Origin of the sequence: Acinetobacter lwoffii (assembly GCF_015602705.1) — a bacterium.
GTDB classification, from domain to species: Bacteria; Pseudomonadota; Gammaproteobacteria; order Pseudomonadales; family Moraxellaceae; genus Acinetobacter; species Acinetobacter lwoffii_E.
Map to the genome: position 1 here is coordinate 2,405,342 of NZ_CP059081.1, position 17,723 is coordinate 2,423,064.

15 protein-coding genes are annotated in these 17,723 nt (G+C 45.2%); 9 read left to right on the forward strand and 6 right to left on the reverse strand.

Going from position 1 to position 17,723, the window contains the following annotated elements; translation table 11 throughout:
* The first annotated feature begins 240 nt into the window (after positions 1–240).
* The 6 genes from H0S56_RS11525 to H0S56_RS11550 all read left to right on the forward strand — a co-directional run bounded on the left by H0S56_RS11525 (position 241) and on the right by H0S56_RS11550 (position 4,795).
* Positions 241–1,140, forward strand: coding sequence for an MlaA family lipoprotein (locus H0S56_RS11525; RefSeq protein WP_195725121.1), 900 nt, complete (start codon positions 241–243; stop codon positions 1,138–1,140).
* A gap of 103 nt (positions 1,141–1,243) precedes the next feature.
* Positions 1,244–2,212, forward strand: coding sequence for an RsbU family protein phosphatase GigA (gene gigA / locus H0S56_RS11530; protein WP_004732911.1), 969 nt, complete (start codon positions 1,244–1,246; stop codon positions 2,210–2,212).
* Positions 2,213–2,324: 112 nt separating this feature from the next.
* Positions 2,325–2,843, forward strand: coding sequence for an anti-anti-sigma factor GigB (gene gigB / locus H0S56_RS11535; protein ID WP_004647542.1), 519 nt, complete (start codon positions 2,325–2,327; stop codon positions 2,841–2,843).
* A gap of 20 nt (positions 2,844–2,863) precedes the next feature.
* Positions 2,864–3,691, forward strand: a complete 828-nt coding sequence (locus tag H0S56_RS11540; protein ID WP_004732915.1) for a carbon-nitrogen hydrolase family protein — start codon at positions 2,864–2,866, stop codon at positions 3,689–3,691.
* A gap of 102 nt (positions 3,692–3,793) precedes the next feature.
* The gene (locus tag H0S56_RS11545) at positions 3,794–4,219 is read left to right on the forward strand and encodes an organic hydroperoxide resistance protein (protein WP_004732917.1); all 426 of its coding nucleotides are present in this window, start codon (positions 3,794–3,796) and stop codon (positions 4,217–4,219) included.
* Positions 4,220–4,402: 183 nt separating this feature from the next.
* Positions 4,403–4,795, forward strand: a complete 393-nt coding sequence (locus tag H0S56_RS11550) for a DUF4951 domain-containing protein (RefSeq protein WP_004732919.1) — start codon at positions 4,403–4,405, stop codon at positions 4,793–4,795.
* Between the two features lie 50 nt (positions 4,796–4,845).
* Here H0S56_RS11550 and gspE read toward each other — a convergent pair whose 3' ends face one another.
* Positions 4,846–6,333: a type II secretion system ATPase GspE gene (gene gspE / locus H0S56_RS11555; RefSeq protein WP_004732921.1), complete on the reverse strand. Its 1,488-nt coding sequence runs from the start codon at positions 6,331–6,333 to the stop codon at positions 4,846–4,848.
* Between the two features lie 144 nt (positions 6,334–6,477).
* On the opposite strand from gspE, the gene H0S56_RS11560 reads away from it, so the two are divergent.
* Positions 6,478–7,257, forward strand: coding sequence for a hypothetical protein (locus tag H0S56_RS11560; protein ID WP_086044916.1), 780 nt, complete (start codon positions 6,478–6,480; stop codon positions 7,255–7,257).
* 9 nt (positions 7,258–7,266) lie between these two features.
* Positions 7,267–8,190 (forward strand): mechanosensitive ion channel family protein, encoded by a 924-nt coding sequence (locus H0S56_RS11565; RefSeq protein WP_195725122.1) that lies wholly within the window; start codon positions 7,267–7,269, stop codon positions 8,188–8,190.
* Positions 8,191–8,242: 52 nt separating this feature from the next.
* On the opposite strand, the gene H0S56_RS11570 is transcribed toward H0S56_RS11565, so the two are convergent.
* A complete protein-coding gene (locus H0S56_RS11570; RefSeq protein ID WP_195725123.1) occupies positions 8,243–10,951 on the reverse strand; it encodes a DUF2339 domain-containing protein in 2,709 nt (902 codons plus the stop codon).
* A 161-nt stretch (positions 10,952–11,112) separates the two neighbouring features.
* Between H0S56_RS11570 and polA the strand changes: the two genes are divergently transcribed.
* The gene (gene polA / locus H0S56_RS11575; RefSeq protein WP_195725124.1) at positions 11,113–13,875 is read left to right on the forward strand and encodes a DNA polymerase I; all 2,763 of its coding nucleotides are present in this window, start codon (positions 11,113–11,115) and stop codon (positions 13,873–13,875) included.
* A 267-nt stretch (positions 13,876–14,142) separates the two neighbouring features.
* Here the strand turns inward: polA and H0S56_RS11580 are convergent, their stop codons facing one another.
* The 4 genes from H0S56_RS11580 to H0S56_RS11595 are packed head-to-tail and all read right to left on the reverse strand — an operon-like array spanning position 14,143 to position 17,711.
* Positions 14,143–14,712, reverse strand: a complete 570-nt coding sequence (locus H0S56_RS11580; protein ID WP_004278259.1) for a YggT family protein — start codon at positions 14,710–14,712, stop codon at positions 14,143–14,145.
* A gap of 19 nt (positions 14,713–14,731) precedes the next feature.
* Positions 14,732–15,571, reverse strand: coding sequence for a pyrroline-5-carboxylate reductase (gene proC, locus H0S56_RS11585; protein ID WP_195725125.1), 840 nt, complete (start codon positions 15,569–15,571; stop codon positions 14,732–14,734).
* A gap of 2 nt (positions 15,572–15,573) precedes the next feature.
* A complete protein-coding gene (gene tilS, locus H0S56_RS11590; protein WP_195725126.1) occupies positions 15,574–16,950 on the reverse strand; it encodes a tRNA lysidine(34) synthetase TilS in 1,377 nt (458 codons plus the stop codon).
* Positions 16,887–17,711 carry an acetyl-CoA carboxylase carboxyltransferase subunit alpha gene (locus H0S56_RS11595; protein WP_005095813.1) on the reverse strand — a complete coding sequence of 275 codons (825 nt, stop codon included), beginning with the start codon at positions 17,709–17,711 and terminating at the stop codon, positions 16,887–16,889. Before H0S56_RS11595 ends, tilS begins: the two co-directional genes overlap by 64 nt.
* Between the last annotated feature and the right edge of the window lie 12 nt (positions 17,712–17,723).

Here is a 17,723-nt window from a genome sequence, read left to right on the forward strand (position 1 = left end):
TTTATCAGAAGTTTTAATCTTCATCACCGCCGATGGATGTGCATTCTACAGTATTTCAGAGCCCTTGCAACACCTTTTTCAAGAAAATCATTTTGTATGTATATTTTTTAAGCTTTTCGTGTGTTTTCATTCATTTTTTATACAAATTTGCTTAAATGATGTCTATTCGTGAATATAACGTTTATTATTTTTATACTAATAAGTAGTGCTACTTACACAGAAAAGGCCTCAGGTTACCTTATGCATCGTTCTATTTACTTATCTATATGCTTATTTTCTTTAGCTTCAAGCGCACATGTTTTCGCCGAGGCGGCCACCAGTGTGGAAAATCTGGAAAACGAGCCTGCAAAAACGCCGCTTAGAACAAAAATCTCGACCAAAGCGCAACAATTACAAACGCAACTGAAAGTTGATGCCAGTGCAGCACAGGCTGAAGAAGTTAAAGATCCTTTTCAACCGTTAAATAGAAAGATCTATCAGTTTAATGATGCGATTGACCGCACCGTGGTACGTCCCATAGCCGTACAATATGTGGAAAAAGTTCCTCAAGATGTTCGTGGCAGCTATACCCAGTTCCGCAGTAACCTAGGTGAACCTTGGAATGTGGTGAATCAGCTGATTCAAGGTCGTCCTGCCCGCGCTGCTAAATCCCTAGGTCGTTTTACCATTAACACCTTAACAACTTTAGGACTGGCTGATCCAGCGCGTCGCCTGGGCTTGAGTCATGAAGAGGAAAAATTTGGAATTACCTTAGGTTATTATGGCGTGCCTTCTGGCCCTTATATCATGTTGCCATTTTTAGGTCCAAGTTCTGTCCGTGGCGTAATCGGTACTGCTGTAGATAGTCAAGCTCGTCCACAAAAATACATTCTCGAAGATGAAGATGGACTTTACTGGACTGATCAGTTTTGGCGTGCCATCGATACCCGTTCAGAAATACTGGACGTTGAAGGAGTGCTGACTGGCGATCGCTATGCGCAGATTCGCGATATTTATTTACAACGTACCAATTATGCAATTGCAGAAAAGAAAGGTACAGAACAAGATACGCTGTTCCTAGAAGATGATTTTGAAGATGAGAATTCTGATGATGCACCTTCTAGTGATAGCAACATTGAATCTTCAAACGAAGATCTTTAAGTTTAAGCTTCATGTATGATTGCTAGTGAAAATCTGTTCGCTAGCAATACTTTGCTTGTTATAGTACATCTTATAGCCAATCCTGGGATTGAATCACTTTTTTATGTATTTCATTCAACCGACTCGTGATATTCCTTATTTAGATCAAGTACTTGATACGCTTCCGCATGTTCAGATGATCTATCTGGATGATCATGAACTGTATGACTCTACGATTATTGCGATTGCAGATGTACATGATTATCTGAAATATAAGTGGAATCTTCCTACGATTGTACTTGCTTTAGAAAATGAAGGTACTGCTTTGGCTCAGGCCTGGGAACAAGGGGCTTTAGCCGGCTGGATCTGGAATAAACTTCCCGAGAATCCAGATCTGGCATTACAAAAAATTGATGCGCAATATAAGCGTAACCAGGATAGCCGTGACCTGCCTTCTGCTGCAGAACTACAAAAGAAATTGTTACCGAATCCGATTGAATTGACCAATTACGAGGTTGAAACCTATTTTCAGCCTTCAGCCTATCTTTCAGGGGATTGGTATGATTATTGGAAAATCAGCGACAAAGAAGTGATTTTCTATTTGGCCGATGTCTCTGGACATGGCGTCACCAGTAGTTTACTCACGTCCTGGATGGCAGCTTTTCATGGCCGCTCCAAGACGCCGCGCGAGCTGATCAAGAAGCTAAACGGTATGCTGATGCAGGAAAATATTGAAAAGCACATCACCATGATTGCCGGGATTCTTAATTTGGAAACCCATGTATTAAAATGGTCCAGCGCTGGGCATTATCCACCACCGATTATATTTGAACCCAATCAAGAGCCTAAAATTCTATCTTCCAGCAGTTTCCCTTTAGGCTTAACCGAAGATCTTGAAGTTGAGGAAAATGAATGGGTATTAAGTCGCAATGCGCGCTTTATTATCTGTTCGGATGGGGCATTGGAACCCTTTGATGGTGGTTTAAATGAACAATTCTCGCAATTATTACACCATTTACAGAATCAATCTTTTCAGGCTCCGGAACATGTGGCTGACGATATCGCCTTTTTAAGCTTTATCCGCGTAAATTAGCAGTATATTTACAGGCTTTATAAGCACTTAATTTGATTACTACTTTCAGCCACTTGAGTATCAATACACCCTATGGGATAATTTAATATCCTTCTCTGCAAATGGCATTTATATGTCAACAGGTCATGTTGAATATGCAAGTCTGAACGGAACGCATATTTTTAAGCTTATCGGCGAAGTGCGTGCCCAATCTTGTATTAGTCTAGACAAATTACTGAACAAAATTGAACAGCAAGACAACGTAGTTGGCGCTATCGTTGATCTCACCGAAACCAGTTTCATTGACAGTACCGTACTGGGTGTTTTAGCGAAACTAGGACTCAAACTCAAGCAAGTACACAATATTCAGGCTGTCATGCTTTCTACCAATTCTGACATTACCACTTTGGCCAACAGTATGGGATTGAGCCAGGTGTTTGTGATTCTGAATTATTGTGGTGATCCAAATGTCTGCACACGTGCGCTGATGGAAGAACATGTCACGCATCAAAATATGCTGAATACGGTTCTGGATGCGCATAAAACCTTGATGAAACTGAATCAAAGCAATCAGAACATGTTTGAACCTTTAGTCAAACAGCTACAGAAAGAGCAAGACAATTTAGATAAAATTTCCGAGCAAAAGGTATAACCATCTTATAAGAGAACCCTATGACTTTACTTTCTGTTGTACAAATGAATTCTCAAAATGAAATTGATGTCAATTTCGTGGAGATTGAATCTTTAATTCAACAAAGTAAGGCCAATGGTGCTGAACTGATTGTTTTCCCGGAAAACTTTGTCTGTTTTGCAGCAGGTAAACAGCGTGAAACTGCTGCACAATTTGAAGTGATTCAGCAGCGTCTGGAACAACTTGCCCATGAATATGACACCTGGATCGTTGCCGGTACATTACCCTGCCCTTATCGTCCGGATGGTTCAATCATTGAGGATGGCCGGGTGCGTACCGTTAGCCTGTGTATCAGTCCGGAACGGACCGAAGCACGTTATGACAAAATTCACCTGTTTGATGTGCAAGTCGGCGATGCTGTCGGTGGTTATCAGGAATCCAAGTTCTTTGAACCCGGCACAGATGTTGTCGTAGCCAAAACACCTTTTGGCAATATTGGGTTAATGGTCTGTTATGACCTGCGCTTTCCGGAACTGGCGTTAAATTTACGAGCCAAAGGTGCAAACCTCTTGACCGCTCCTTCTGCCTTTACCTATACCACAGGTGAAATGCACTGGCAGCTTCTTCTGCAAACACGTGCTCTAGATAGCCAATGCTCGGTGCTTGGTGCAGCTCAACAAGGCTGGCATGGAGAAAAACGCCAGACTTGGGGACATGCAGCCGCCACCAATAGTCGTGGACAACTTATTAATATGATCCATGCAGAAGGTGCTCAACTCATCACCGTCGACTTTGATTTAAATGAACAGCAAAAAGTGCGTGAATCCATGCCTTTAATGCAACACCGTAGACTTCTTCAACTTTCCTGAATCGTTTCATTTGCTTGCATAAAATAACAAAATCCCTGCTTATTCTTCAGGTGAAATCACCGAGCATAGAAGCTCTACGAAAAATAAACAGGGATTTAACTCATGTCATTAGAAAAAGCCGTCTATACCGCACATGCCAAAGCCACAGGGGGCCGTGATGGCCGCGCCATTTCTGACGATCAGATTCTGGACGTCCAATTGGCCGTACCTAAAGAAATGGGGGGACCAGGCGGTGGAACCAATCCTGAACAGCTCTTTGCCGCAGGTTATTCCGCCTGTTTCTTGGGTGCAATGAAATTTGTTGCCAATCGTGACAAGCTCAATATCAGTAAAGATGCCTATATTGAAGGTGATGTTGGGATTGGTCCGATTCCTACCGGGTTCGGGATCGAAGTGACATTAAACATCCATCTTGAAGGCATGGATCAGGAAGAAGCAAAAAAACTGGTGGATGCTGCGCATATTGTCTGTCCATACTCAAATGCGACCCGTAATAATATTGATGTGAACTTAAACGTAATTACTTAATTTTTTTATTTAACAGCTATCCTGAAAAAAGTTTCAGGATAGCTAGACTTCAATTATAAATTTCAAAATTTACCCGCTTCATCTTTTGTCAAAAGCTACTTCTCTTCCCCACTTGAAAACTGCAGCAAAAACTTAAGAAATTATATATAATGATTCTTATTTACATTTATTCGATTTATATTGATGTTAAAACTAGTTCTTCTGAATTCTCTCCTGCTCCTCACTGCTACAACCTCTTTTGCAGATCTTTATCTCTCAGAAAAAATCCGTCCGAAAATAAAATCTCTGCTCAATACTGAAATTGAACGCCTACCCATTCCTGCAACGCCCAACAATATGATTCTGCCTGAATTTGGTAAAGGGATTATTGGTTGGGGCGCTGGCCCCAAAGATGCTGAAGTTCGTTTTCTCAACATCAATCAGGCAGATGTTGAAACAATGAAACAGGAAGGACTGAGTTTAGCAATGGCACAAGCCTGGCAGAACTTTTATGAAAATGAAACTCTGCGTAATCCGGGAAATCCGACTGCACCTTTTCGTGCACAACTCATGAAAAAAATCGTCAGTCTCTGGTAAATATCCAAAAGTCCTGACGACCATTATGATAAAGCGAGCAGATTAAAAAATTATTCTACTGCTTCGTTGGTTACTCGCAATACTTCTTCAATCGTGGTTTTTCCGGCCAATACTTTACGCAGACCATCATCACGAATGGAACCTGACTGCTGACGTGCATAGCTTTCGATTTCATATTCAGCCGCATTGCCATGAATCAAACGGCGCATATGATCATCGACTGACACAATTTCATAAATTGCAGTACGACCACTAAAGCCCGTATTGCCACAACGTTCACAGCCGTGCGGTTGCGGCAATCTTAAATCTTGGGGATGCTCAATATTGCCTAATAGATTCTTCTCGAAAGCATCTGCCTCATGCCAGGTCGCACAATGTGGACACAAGGTACGCACCAGACGTTGGGCAATTACCCCGATTAAAGAACTGGAAAGCAAAAATGGCTCAATCCCCATATCTTTCAGGCGCGTAACCGCACCAATCGCGGTATTGGTATGCAAGGTGGATAACACCAGATGTCCAGTTAGGGATGCCTGTACCGCAATTTCTGCCGTTTCCAGATCACGAATCTCACCGACCATGACCACATCCGGGTCCTGACGTAACATCGCTTTTAAAGCACGGGCAAAGGTCATATCCACTTTGGTATTGACCTGCGTTTGTCCAATGCCTTCCAGCTGATATTCAATCGGATCTTCAGCCGTGAGGATATTTTTGGAACCATCATTCAGATCAGAAAGTGCCGCATATAAAGTGGTGGTTTTACCCGAACCGGTCGGGCCGGTTACCAGAATAATCCCGTGCGGGCGATGTACTAAGGTCTTGAGTCGATCATAGTCATTATTCATCAAACCCAAATGGGTCATGTTCAAACGGCCAGCCTGCTTGTCCAGCAAACGCATCACCACCCGCTCCCCATAAGAAGATGGCAAGGTGGATACACGGACATCGACTTCACGTCCGGCCAAGCGTAATGAAATACGGCCATCTTGAGGAATACGCTTTTCGGCAATATCCAGTTTGGCCATGACTTTAATCCGTGAAACCAGAAGCGGTGCCAGTTCACGGCGTGGCTGTACAATTTCGCGTAACTGGCCATCGACCCGTAAACGCACCGACAGTTTTTTCTCAAAAGATTCAATATGAATATCGGAAGCCCCGACACGAATCGCCTCTGAGAGCAATGCATTGATCAGCCGCACAATCGGCGCATCATCTTCCTGATCCATCAGGTCTTCAGCTTCAGGTACGGAATCAGCCAGGCTGAGTAAATCCGGATGATCTTCCAGACCGGCAGCGACCTGTTGCGATTCGCCGCTATCGCCGGCAAAACTGGAACTGAGTAACTGGTTAAATTCCTGTTCGCTACAGAGTTGAAAATGAGCCGGATAACCGAGCAGACGGCGAGCTTCCTGCAATGCAAGCATCGAGGTATTGTCACGACGCAGAATAAAGGCCTGATCTCCCTCATAACGCAACAGCACACCATGGCGCTTGGCGAAGCTATATGGGATTTGTAATTGTTTAAGTACTTGCATCGCGGATTATAATAATGATGAAAAAATTTAAATTGAGTGTACTCTAAGCATATGACAGCGTGAAGTATGTTTTCAAAGATTTAGCAAGAAAGGGTGCCAAGATTGCCGCGAGATAAAGATGAATTAATCCCGAATACAGCGAAAATGCGCTGGTGGGGAGAACAGAATTTTGAAATAAATCAGTCTAAAGCCTGGCAGTTTGGCTCCTTGCTGTTTCGGCTGACCCGAGGGATTCAGGAATGGCGACTGGAATATTTCCGCCCCTCTGTGCAATACGATTATGAACAGCAATGGCATCAGATTGATGATCCGAATTTTGCCTTTCCCCCACCTGTGAAAATTGAACGCTATATGTTCAAATCCACGCAAAACAAATTGCAACTGATGCCACGCCTTGCAGACCGTTCTGTGGTGATTAAACCAGTCGATCCGATTTATATTCCTGCCGGACAGCGCGGTACGCTTTATATCAGCACGCCCTTATGGATTGCCGGTTTTGTCGAGGGGCAGCGCGAACCGATTTTCGATTTGCCGGTAATCTTGCCAAAAGACACCTGGTTTGGACCCAATCACCGTTCGGGGGAAATCTGTTATGCCACCGCAGTCGATGGCAGAACCGAACTGAAACAGTTACATCCGCGAGCCTTTCGTGCAGTCACGCCGATTGAGTTTCACAATACCAGTAACCAGCAATTGCGCTTTGACCGAATGAATGTGCCAGTGCCTGCCCTGCCGCTTTTTTACAGTGAAAGTACCGGCCGCTTATGGACCTCACAAATCCGCGTTTTGCATGAAAGTTCGGATCGTCCACCACGGATTCGGGTCGAAAACCGCACACCACCAAATGCTGGTGAAGTGGCCTATCTGCATCCACCGCGCGATCCGGCAGGTGCGTTATTTAATATGTTTGATTCATTTTTCTAAGGGCGTCTGATGCCAAGTTCAAATATTCCGACCGAAGTCACCAACAGCCTGAAGGGAGTATTTACCAATATCAATACCGACCGTTTGACCGAAGTTCTGGTGGCGGTGGTGTTGTGCTTTATTGGTTTCCTGATCGCACGCTTTATTTCCAATACCTTTATTCGCACCATTGGTGTCCGTTTTAATGCCCATCAGAAACTGGTCTGGCGCCGCGGAATTTTCTATTTTATCTTCCTGCTGTTTGTGATGGCTAGTCTGAAAGAAGCCGGTTTTAAACTCAGTGTCTTCCTTGGCGCTGCAGGGATTTTAACGGTCGCACTGGGTTTTGCTTCGCAAACCTCAGCATCCAACCTGATCAGTGGTCTGTTCCTGATTGGTGAAGGTTCTTTTGAAGTCGGTGATACCATCCAGATTACCTTGATTCGTGGGCATACCATTGAAGGCGAAGTGATTTCGATTGATCTGCTCTCGGTTAAACTTTTGACCCAAGATAATATCTATGTGCGTTTACCGAATGAACAGCTAATTCGGGCACCGGTGCAGAACTTGTCGAAATTTCCGATACGGCGGATTCCGATTACGTTGGCGATCAATTTCCATGAAAATATTATCAAGGTACGCGAAGTTCTGCTGGACGTTGCCAATAAATATCCACTGGTACTGGCCGACCCGAAACCTGCAGTCACCGTTACCGCTTTCCGTGAATCTTCGATTGAACTGCTGTTTGCAGTGTGGTGCCAACAGGAAAACTACCTGAAAGTTCGTGATGAAATGCAGGAACGGATTCGCAACGGCTTTGTCGATAACCAGATTGAAATTCCGGTGCCAAAAATGGGCTTTGTCGATCCTCCACTTTCCCGCCCTCTAGAAAATGAAGAGATCGATCAATACGCCAATGACAAGCCCCTCAAAAGAGAGCCTGGTCTGAAATAATCCTTAGATTCCCTCTCCTTTTTTAAAGGAGAGGGTTAGGCAGAGGATTCAATCAATCAGTTTTCTCCGGCATCGGTGCAATATAAGCAATCAGCAGCATCACCCCGCCCGCCAGCAGGAATGAAATCACTCGGGTCAGGGTACCAATATGTGACAGGTCAAATAGTACTAATTTCAAGGTCACAATCACCAGAATACTGCCGCCTAAAATCCACATCAGTTTCAGTTTTTTGAGCGTTGCTGTCCACATGGTAATCCAGGCGAGTAATACCCAAAGTATGGTCAGACTAAGCTGAACCGTCGCATTGCTCCATAATGCCAGCTCATTAAACGGCGTCTGCAGGTACACATGTAAAGCTCTTAAAACAATATAACTGGAAAGCCATAACAGACTTAGTACCATTAAAACTGCGATCATGCCTTTATCACGTCCCACCTTGATTTGCTGTAACAGCATCCAGATAAAACTGGCAAACATGGCGATACTGATCAGGTCAAAAGGATTCAGAATCGGCAGCCAGTAATATTGAAAGGCTTGCTGGCTAAACAGCTGTGAACAAACCAGCCAAGTTGCCATCAGCAATAAACAGCTCTTGGTTTGCCAAAGCTGCTGCCAACCTGACTGCACATCCTGCCGATAGCACCACAGGCAGAAGAATAAAGGCAAAATCACCATGCTCAGATAGGGCATATTTGAGATCAGGCATACACTTGCCAAAGCCAGACTGCTAAAAACACCAAAACTCACCCATTCCTTGGAGAGCTGCAAGCCAGCCAGCGGTCTAAGCCACAGAATGGCCAACAATATCGCTGAAAGGGCAAAAACTCCCCTTTCCAGAGCACTATTCCAGACAATCACCGCATTTTGACTGCGGTCCAGAGTCAGAATCACCGCAATGACCAGCAAGGGCGAGATGCCACTCCACTTCGGCAGTAACCAAGACCATTCCTGATTTTTGCGCAGGATCATTTCATTCAACAGCATATAACCCAGTGTGATGATAAATAAACTCAGTACATAGGTATGCTGACTCGGAAATTCATCTTCCAGCAAGGCAAATAGCATCAGACTGGCCGCGACACTCACGCTGCTTAAAAAACTGACACTCAGACTATCCATCTGCTGCTGGTACTGCTTTTTAAGCTGACTGATGACCACGACTGCCACATAGCACAGACTCAAAATCCAGAAAATGATTCGCGGTGTTGGATTAATCTCGATCAGATAATACAGGCTGCTGAATCCGGCCATCAGCAATAAACCCATGCTCAGATAGTGCGCTACCCGGACATTTTTTTCCAAGGCCCATAAATAAATCAGCACACCTTCAACTGCCCAACCAATCACACTCCATTGTTCTGTCAATAAGATTGGGGGCACCAAGGCGAGAAAAATCAGCATCAGGCTCAGATAGCTCTGCGAAATGAGCAGGATAGTTTGTTTACGGCGCAGCAGTGTCCAGCAAGCGGCAAAGACCAGTGCAAAGAACAGGCTTAATCCAGCTTGCCAGAGTTTTTGATTGGGCTGATTAAAATGAATCAGATACAAAAAAATATAAGCGGTAATAGGAGCAGCAAAAATCAGTGCTAAGTCCAATACCGGTTTTAATTGAAAACGTGAGAGATCCTGTCGTGCCAGCAACTGGCTAAAGCGGAAACCTAGCCAGATAAACAGTGCACTATGTGCCAGAATCAGCGCAGTCATGGCATAACGCTCATATGTATAACCATGAATCAGGCTATATATCCCGCCAACGACCCCAGTGACTAAAAAAGCAATTTGATTGAGAATCTTCCATGGTCGGAAACTGCTCAGCACTGCCACCCCGATATTGATCAGCAAATAATAGCTAATCAGCTCAACGGCAGAAGCATCGCGGGTCGGTAAGGTAAACGGCGCCAGATAAGCAATCAGCAAAGCCATCAAAGCCAGTTCGATGCTTTCCTGTTTCAGGCTTAAATATAGAGTGATGGCCAGAATAATGAGAAATAGCAATGTTGCCAACGGTAACGTGGGAATCACCAGATTGTAATAGGCAAAAAATAAGGTCAGGAACAGACTCCCCAAACCCAGTCCTTCCAGTGCCAGAGCAAAACTCCGATTTTTTTGCATCAGGCGATAACCCAGACCTGTTACACAGCCACTTGCCAGTGCAACCAGGCCCAATTTTGCAGCCAGACTGAGTTGCCAGTGCTCGGTGGCAAAGCGCAGCAGTAAAATAATCCCAATCACCAAAATACTGATTGCGACCTTGAGGACAGGATTCCCCTGAAAAAGCCAGCGCTGCAGTTGATCTACCAGATGAGGAGAATCGTTTACCTCTTGGGCAGACTCGGTTTTCACCAATGGAACAGAATCGGATCGATCCGGTGATCGCTGTAAGGGATCGGCAGAAAGAGATTGTGATTGCAGCTGTATCAAGCGCCCTTCCAGACGTTGCAGCCACCTGAGCAAAAAGAATACCCAGGCCGTAATCCCGATCCCCATCAGCCAATCCAGTTCAGCCAGTCCACCAACAATGGCAGTAATTGAAGAAATATATAAAGGAACTTTAGAGTTTTGCTCCAAGGACATCTGCTGCTGTCCGGCCAATTGATTCAGCGGTGCTTCTACCGCAGTGACATATTGCATCACGCTAAAGACAAACCCCAAACCACACAGATAAGTCACAATCTGATAACCCAGATACCAGGCGCTGATCCCGGCAATCAGCAGGGTAATCAGCCAGATCATGCGCAACTCATTCCGTCCTGCAGCCATTCTTATATTTCTCTTTCCTGAATTGTTCCATCATACAACAGCTTGTGCTGCTTATTTCATCTTCGGCCGATATTCGCTAAGCTGTAAACTCAGACTCGCCTCAGCGAGCGCGGTAAAAATCACGTACAATAGCGCTGTATTTTGAATAAGGAATTGATTACATGCCACCATTTGTCTTGGTCGATGGCTCTTACTTTTTATTTCGTGCCTTTCACGCACTGCCACCATTAACCACGTCAACCGGTTTACATACCAATGCAATTCGTGGTGCGATTTCTGCTATTCAAAAACTGATGCGCCGGACCCAACCGACCCATATGGCGGTAATTTTCGATACCCCAGAACCGACCTTTCGGCATGAGCTGTCACCGATTTATAAAGGTGACCGTCCCAGCATGCCAACGGAATTATCCGAACAGATTCCTTATCTACATGCCTTGATCCGCGCTTTGGGCATTCCCCTGCATACCTTGCCAGGTGCCGAAGCCGATGACATTATCGGGACACTGGCCAAACGTGCCGAGGCAATGGGACATCAGGTGCTGATCTCTACGGGCGATAAAGATATGGCGCAACTGGTGACCGAAAAAGTTACCCTGGAAGACAGCTTTAAAGAAAAACCGCTGGATGTCGACGGCGTGTTTGAAAAGTTTGGCGTCTGGCCGAATCAGATTATTGACTATCTGACCCTGATGGGCGATGCATCAGATGGCATCATGGGCGTGCCAGGTGTAGGTGCCAAAACTGCAGCAAAACTGCTTAACGAATATGGCTCGATTGGCGGCATTTTAGAAAATGTCGACAAGATCAAAGGCAAAGTCGGTCAAAATATTAAAGAACATGTCGATGGCATTGCACTGGACCATCAGCTGGCCAGTATTGTGATCGATTTGGATCTTAACTTTGGTTATGACGATTTAAAACTGTGTGAGCCGAATGTCGAGACCTTACGTCATTTGTACACCGAGCTGGAATTCCGTAACCAGCTGCAGTCCTTAGATCACCCGAACAACCCGAATAATTCAAATTACCAGCAAGCAGCAAAATCTATTAACGCCAAAGCGGTTACAGCACCAGAACCTCTGGAAGACCATGCGTCTGTAACCAGCAGTGATGACCAGCTAGGTCAAGCGACCTACCACACAGTATTAAGCCAGCAGGACTGGGACACACTGTTTGAGCGCCTAAGTACCGAAAAACGTTTTGCCTTTGATACCGAAACCACCAGTTTGGATTATCGTATTGCACAGATTGTCGGTTTCTCGGTCGCCTTCGATGCGCAGAATGCTTATTATGTCCCCTTGGCACATGATTATGAAGGCGCACCGGAGCAGCTGAATCGTGAAGTAATTCTGGCGCAGATCAAACCAATTCTGGAAGATGAGTCTGTAAAGAAAATTGGTCATCATCTGAAATATGATGCACATGTACTGGAAAATCATGGCATTCATCTGGCAGGCTGGTATTTCGATACCATGCTGGCTTCCTATGTCCTGAATTCCGTCGCGACCCGTCATGGCATGGATGATGTAGCCCGTCTGTATTTGAGTCATCTGACCACGACTTATGAACAGGTGGCCGGTAAAGGCGCCAAACAGAAGACCTTCAACCAGATTCCACTTGAAACTGCAGCGCATTATGCTGCAGAAGATGCTCATGTTACCTATCGTCTTTATGAAGTCTTGAGCAGCAAATTACAGGCACATCCTGAACTGGTAAATATTCTGCATAATATTGAAGTTCCGGTCGCACGTGTACTGACGCAAATGGAAGAAAACGGCATCGAACTGGATCTGGCTTTTCTGGATCAGCTTGGGGGCGAATTCTCCAACACCATGCAAAATCTGGAAAACCAGATTATGGAAATTGCCGGTGAAAGCTTTAATGTCAGCTCACCTAAACAGGTCGGTGAAGTGTTATTTGAAAAGCTGGGGCTAAAAGGCGGTAAAAAAACCACCACCGGACAATACAGTACCAGTGAAAGTGTACTGGAAAAAATTGAACATCCGATTGCCCAGCTGATTCTGGAATATCGTGGTTTGTCCAAGCTCAAAAGTACCTATACCGATGGCTTATGTAAACAGGCCAATCCTGATACCCACCGTGTGCATACCAGTTACCACCAGGCATTGACTGCAACTGGCCGTTTATCATCGACTGATCCAAACCTGCAGAACATTCCGATTCGTGCCGAAATTGGCCGTCAAATCCGCAAAGCATTTGTGGCACCGGAAGGCCGTGTTTTGCTGGCAGCCGATTACTCACAAATTGAATTGCGTCTCATGGCCCACTTATCTCAGGATGAAGCCCTGCTGGATGCATTCATTCACGGTCAGGATGTACACCGCCGTACCGCAGCTGAAGTTCTAGGCATTCCTTTGGAAGAAGTGACCAATGACCAGCGTCGTCAGGCCAAGGCCGTCAACTTCGGGCTACTTTACGGTATGTCCGAATTTGGTTTGATCCGTCAGTTGGGCTTTACCCGTCAGGAATCACAGGATTATATCAAGCAGTATTTCCATCGTTATCCGGGCATTTATGACTATATGCAACGTACCCGTCAGGTCGCATTAGAACAGGGTTTTGTTGAAACCCTGCTCGGACGCCGTTTATATACTCCAGATATCGATGCCCGTAATATGATGGTGCGTAAAGCGGCAGAACGTGCTGCGATTAATGCCCCGCTACAAGGTTCAGCTGCGGATATCATTAAAATGGCGATGATTGAAGTCGACAAGATGTTGCCGAAAGATCAGGCCAAAATGCTGCTGCAAGTTCACGATGAACTGGTGTTTGAAGTCGATGAAGACATTGCCGATGAACTGGCACCTAAACTGGCTGAAGTGATGCAATCGGTATTGCAGATTTCTGTACCATTGGTGGTAGAAGTGGGTAAAGGCAAAAACTGGGATGAGGCGCATTAAAGGGTTTCCTCACCCCAGCCCTCCCCCCCCTCTGGGAGAGAGAGTGAAAACCAATATTATTTTAAAGGTATCCCCTCTCCTCTCAGGAGAGGGTTAGGGTTAGGGTTAGGGTTAGGGTTAGGGAGAGGTTAATATCCCATCTTCTTGTACTGCGATTAAAACTTGTTCACCGTTTGGGAAGTTTAACAAATCCTTCCCAACTTCCCTTTTCTAAAGGGAGGAGCAAATAAAAAAGGACGCCTCAGCGTCCTTTTTATTTGGATCCGATTAAAGACCGGTAAGCAATACAATCGCCACCTGGTTCATAATCATTTCGATAATAATCAAAGTTAAAATAGCGAAGATTGGAGAAAGGTCAATCATCCCCATATTTGGCATGATACGACGGAATGGCGCCAGTAAAGGCTCAGCCAGCTCTTGCACGACTTCAATATAAGGCGAACGAGACTGAGTAAACATCACCACCCAACTTAAGATAATCGTAGCGAAAATCAAATAACGACAGAAACGGATAAGATCCTGCATCATGGTAACAAAAGTCAGAATAATCAGATGGACAGGCCCATTCGGCATCCCCCCTGACAGATACATCATGCCAAAAATTTTAAGCAGATAGAGCACGACCAGTAATGCCAAAGCAGCAGTACTGACTCGACCTTTGGCCAAAGTTGGGAAAATTCGACCAAATACATCTACAATTTTAGTGGCTTTCACAGTAGAAAGAACCACAGGATTGTAAGGACTGACCGCTGCCAGTTGCATTAAAAATCGGAAGAATACGAGCAAAATCGCGACGTTAATGATAATGCCAAAAATTAGCGCAGAATTTGCACCCATACTTGAACGTTCCTAAAAATTAAACTGAAGATTTGCTGCTTTCACTGAGCTCTTGTGCCAGTTCTTGACTGCGTTTTTGTGCAGCGGCAAGTGCCGCCTGAATATTTTGAGAAATCTGGGCGCGATCAAAGACTTCAAGTGCAGCCTGTGTAGTCCCATTTGGAGACGTGACATTTTTACGTAACTCAGCCGGCGTATTCGAGCTGGTAATCGCCATTTGCGCCGCGCCTAAAGCCGTCTGCAAGGTGAGTGCAGTTGCAACTTTTTCATCCAGACCTAAATTTTTACCCGCACGAATCATACTTTCCATCATATAGAAAAAGTAAGCCGGACCCGAACCCGAGACTGCAGTGACTGCATCAATTTGTGCTTCTGAGTCGACCCAAATGGTCAGTCCGGTCGACGCCAGAACCTGACTGGCTAGCTCACGGTCACTCGTTTCCACAAATGCATTGGCATATAAACCATGAGCCCCGGTCTGTACCAATGCTGGCGTGTTCGGCATGACCCGGACAATACGCTCTGTCCCCAACAATGCTGACAATGTGGCAATTTCTGCACCGGCAACAATGGAAATAATCAGCTTATTATTAACCAGACCTTTTAAAGGCTGTAACACTTGTGCCAAAACTTGAGGCTTTACCGCAAACACCACAATATCTGCATCCTGAATTGCAGCGCTATTATCATCGGTCACATTGATTTCTTTTTCCGCAAGTAAGGCACGGACTTGTTCGACCGGATCAGAAACTGTAATACGTGTTGTTGGCAAACCACGCGAAATCAGGCCGCCAATTAAGGCTTGGGCCATATTACCGCCACCAATAAAACTAATATTACAATTTAAAGCTGCACTCATGTTTAATGCTCGTTGTTAAGTTCTAAAGTTGAAGAAACCGAAATCGGCAGCCATCCCCCTGCTTCACAATATGCAGATTGGGCCAACCAAAATCCTTTAGGGGTAAACACGCCTAGCATAACATTATCTGTGCTTAATATTTGAATAGTATGCCGAACCCAAGGAAATATTTGCGCTTCCTGAATGGCTTTTTTCAGCGGCCAGGCGCCAACACGACCATAGAGATGGATCTTTTCACCCCCCTGACGCTGCTGCAAGTATAAGGGCTGCTGCAATAATGCTGCGGATAAACCCACCTTTGCAGATTCAATGACATATTTTCCGGACAAGACCTGCACATGATCTTTTAACGCAATTTTCAAGGTTTTTAGGCCAGTTTGAAGCTGTTGCTGCTCGGCCAAATAAACCTCTTCTGTCAAACGATATAGTTGCTGCTGATAGCGTACATAGTAATAATCTTTCCAGTGTAAGGCCGCCTGCGCATCGGGTTTGGCATGAATTACCTCGCGTTGCAGACGCTCGACCATATCTAAAGAGGGGCGATACTGCGCTTCGCCTTTCATCCAGGCGGAGAGTAACTGGCGTTGCCGTGATCTTGACAGTTGTAGAAGTTTAGACAAATCAAGTTGCGTATCGGTTCCACACGCCTGTAAATCTTGTTGTAATACTTCTTGCAAAATTTCCTGGGCATCTTGCATCAGTTCACTGGTGCGTACCAGCGCAGACTGCATTTTCGGATAACGTTCACTCAAAACTGGCCACAAGGTCTGGCGTGCCCAGGCCCGGTCATAATGGGTATCAGCATTGCTCGGATCTTCAATATTTTGAATATTTAAGTGTTTTGCCCATTGACAAATCTGCTCACGGGAAATATCCAGCAGTGGCCGCCAAATGGTGAGATTTTCACGTACATCAACCTGTTTCATGGCCGCCAAACCATCCACGCCAGCACCAGATAATAGGCGCAGCATTAAGGTTTCTGCCTGATCCTGTTGATGATGCGCCAGCACCAGAATTTCATCCGTTTGCAAATGTTGTAAATAAGCCTGATAACGGCAATGACGCGCTTGCTGTTCCAGATTGCCATTTTTGACCTGAACCGGCTGGATGATGCAGGGAATACTCAGTTGCTGGCATCGATCTGCCACGAACTTGCCCCAATCTGCACTAAAAGCTTGTAATTGATGATCGATATAAATCGCCCGAACTTTTTCCGGGCATAAAAAAAACATCAGATGCAGTAGCAGCATAGAATCTACGCCGCCACTGCACCCGATGAGAAATTTTGTCTCTGCAGGAAAGCCCTGCAGCTGTTTTAAGAAACCAGACCTAAATTGTCGCTGCCAAACTTCATTAAACGTTGGTAACGTGCTTCGCATCGTGCTTGCGCTTCCATTGGTTGCAGTTCATTCAAAGCTTCTTTTAACACTGCTTTCAAGCTGTTCATCACATGATCCGGATTTAAATGAGCGCCCTCACCTTCATCTACCACATATTCTACAATGCCCATTTTCTGCAATTTTTCTGCAGTCAGCGCCAAGGCTTCACTGGCCTGTTCGGCTTTTTCGGCAGTTTTCCAAAGAATCGATGCACAGCCTTCAGGTGAAATCACTGAATAGATACTGTGAGACAGCATCACCACACGGTCTGCCACACCAATACCCAGTGCGCCACCTGAACCGCCTTCACCGAGTACAGTTGCAATCACCGGTACTTTCAAATTAGAAAGCTGCGCCAGACTGGTGGCAATGGCTTCAGCCTGACCACGTTCTTCTGCACCAACTCCCGGATAAGCACCCATGGTATCAATAAAGGTGAAGACTGGCAGATTAAAACGTTCAGCCATATCTAACAGACGCTGCGCCTTACGATAACCCTCAGGGTTACTCATGCCAAAATTATGCTGTAATTTTTCACGGGTACTACGACCACGATGCTGACCGACGATCATCACCGGTTGACCATCAAAACGAGCCAGACCACCGATCATCGCACCATCATCACCATATAGGCGGTCACCATGTAAAGCATCAAATTCAGTGAATATTTCACCCACATAGTCCAGGAATTGTGGACGTTCTGGATGACGTGCAATCTGCACTGTCGCCCATGCTTTTGATGGAGTTGCTTTATTTTTCATAGGTTAACCGTT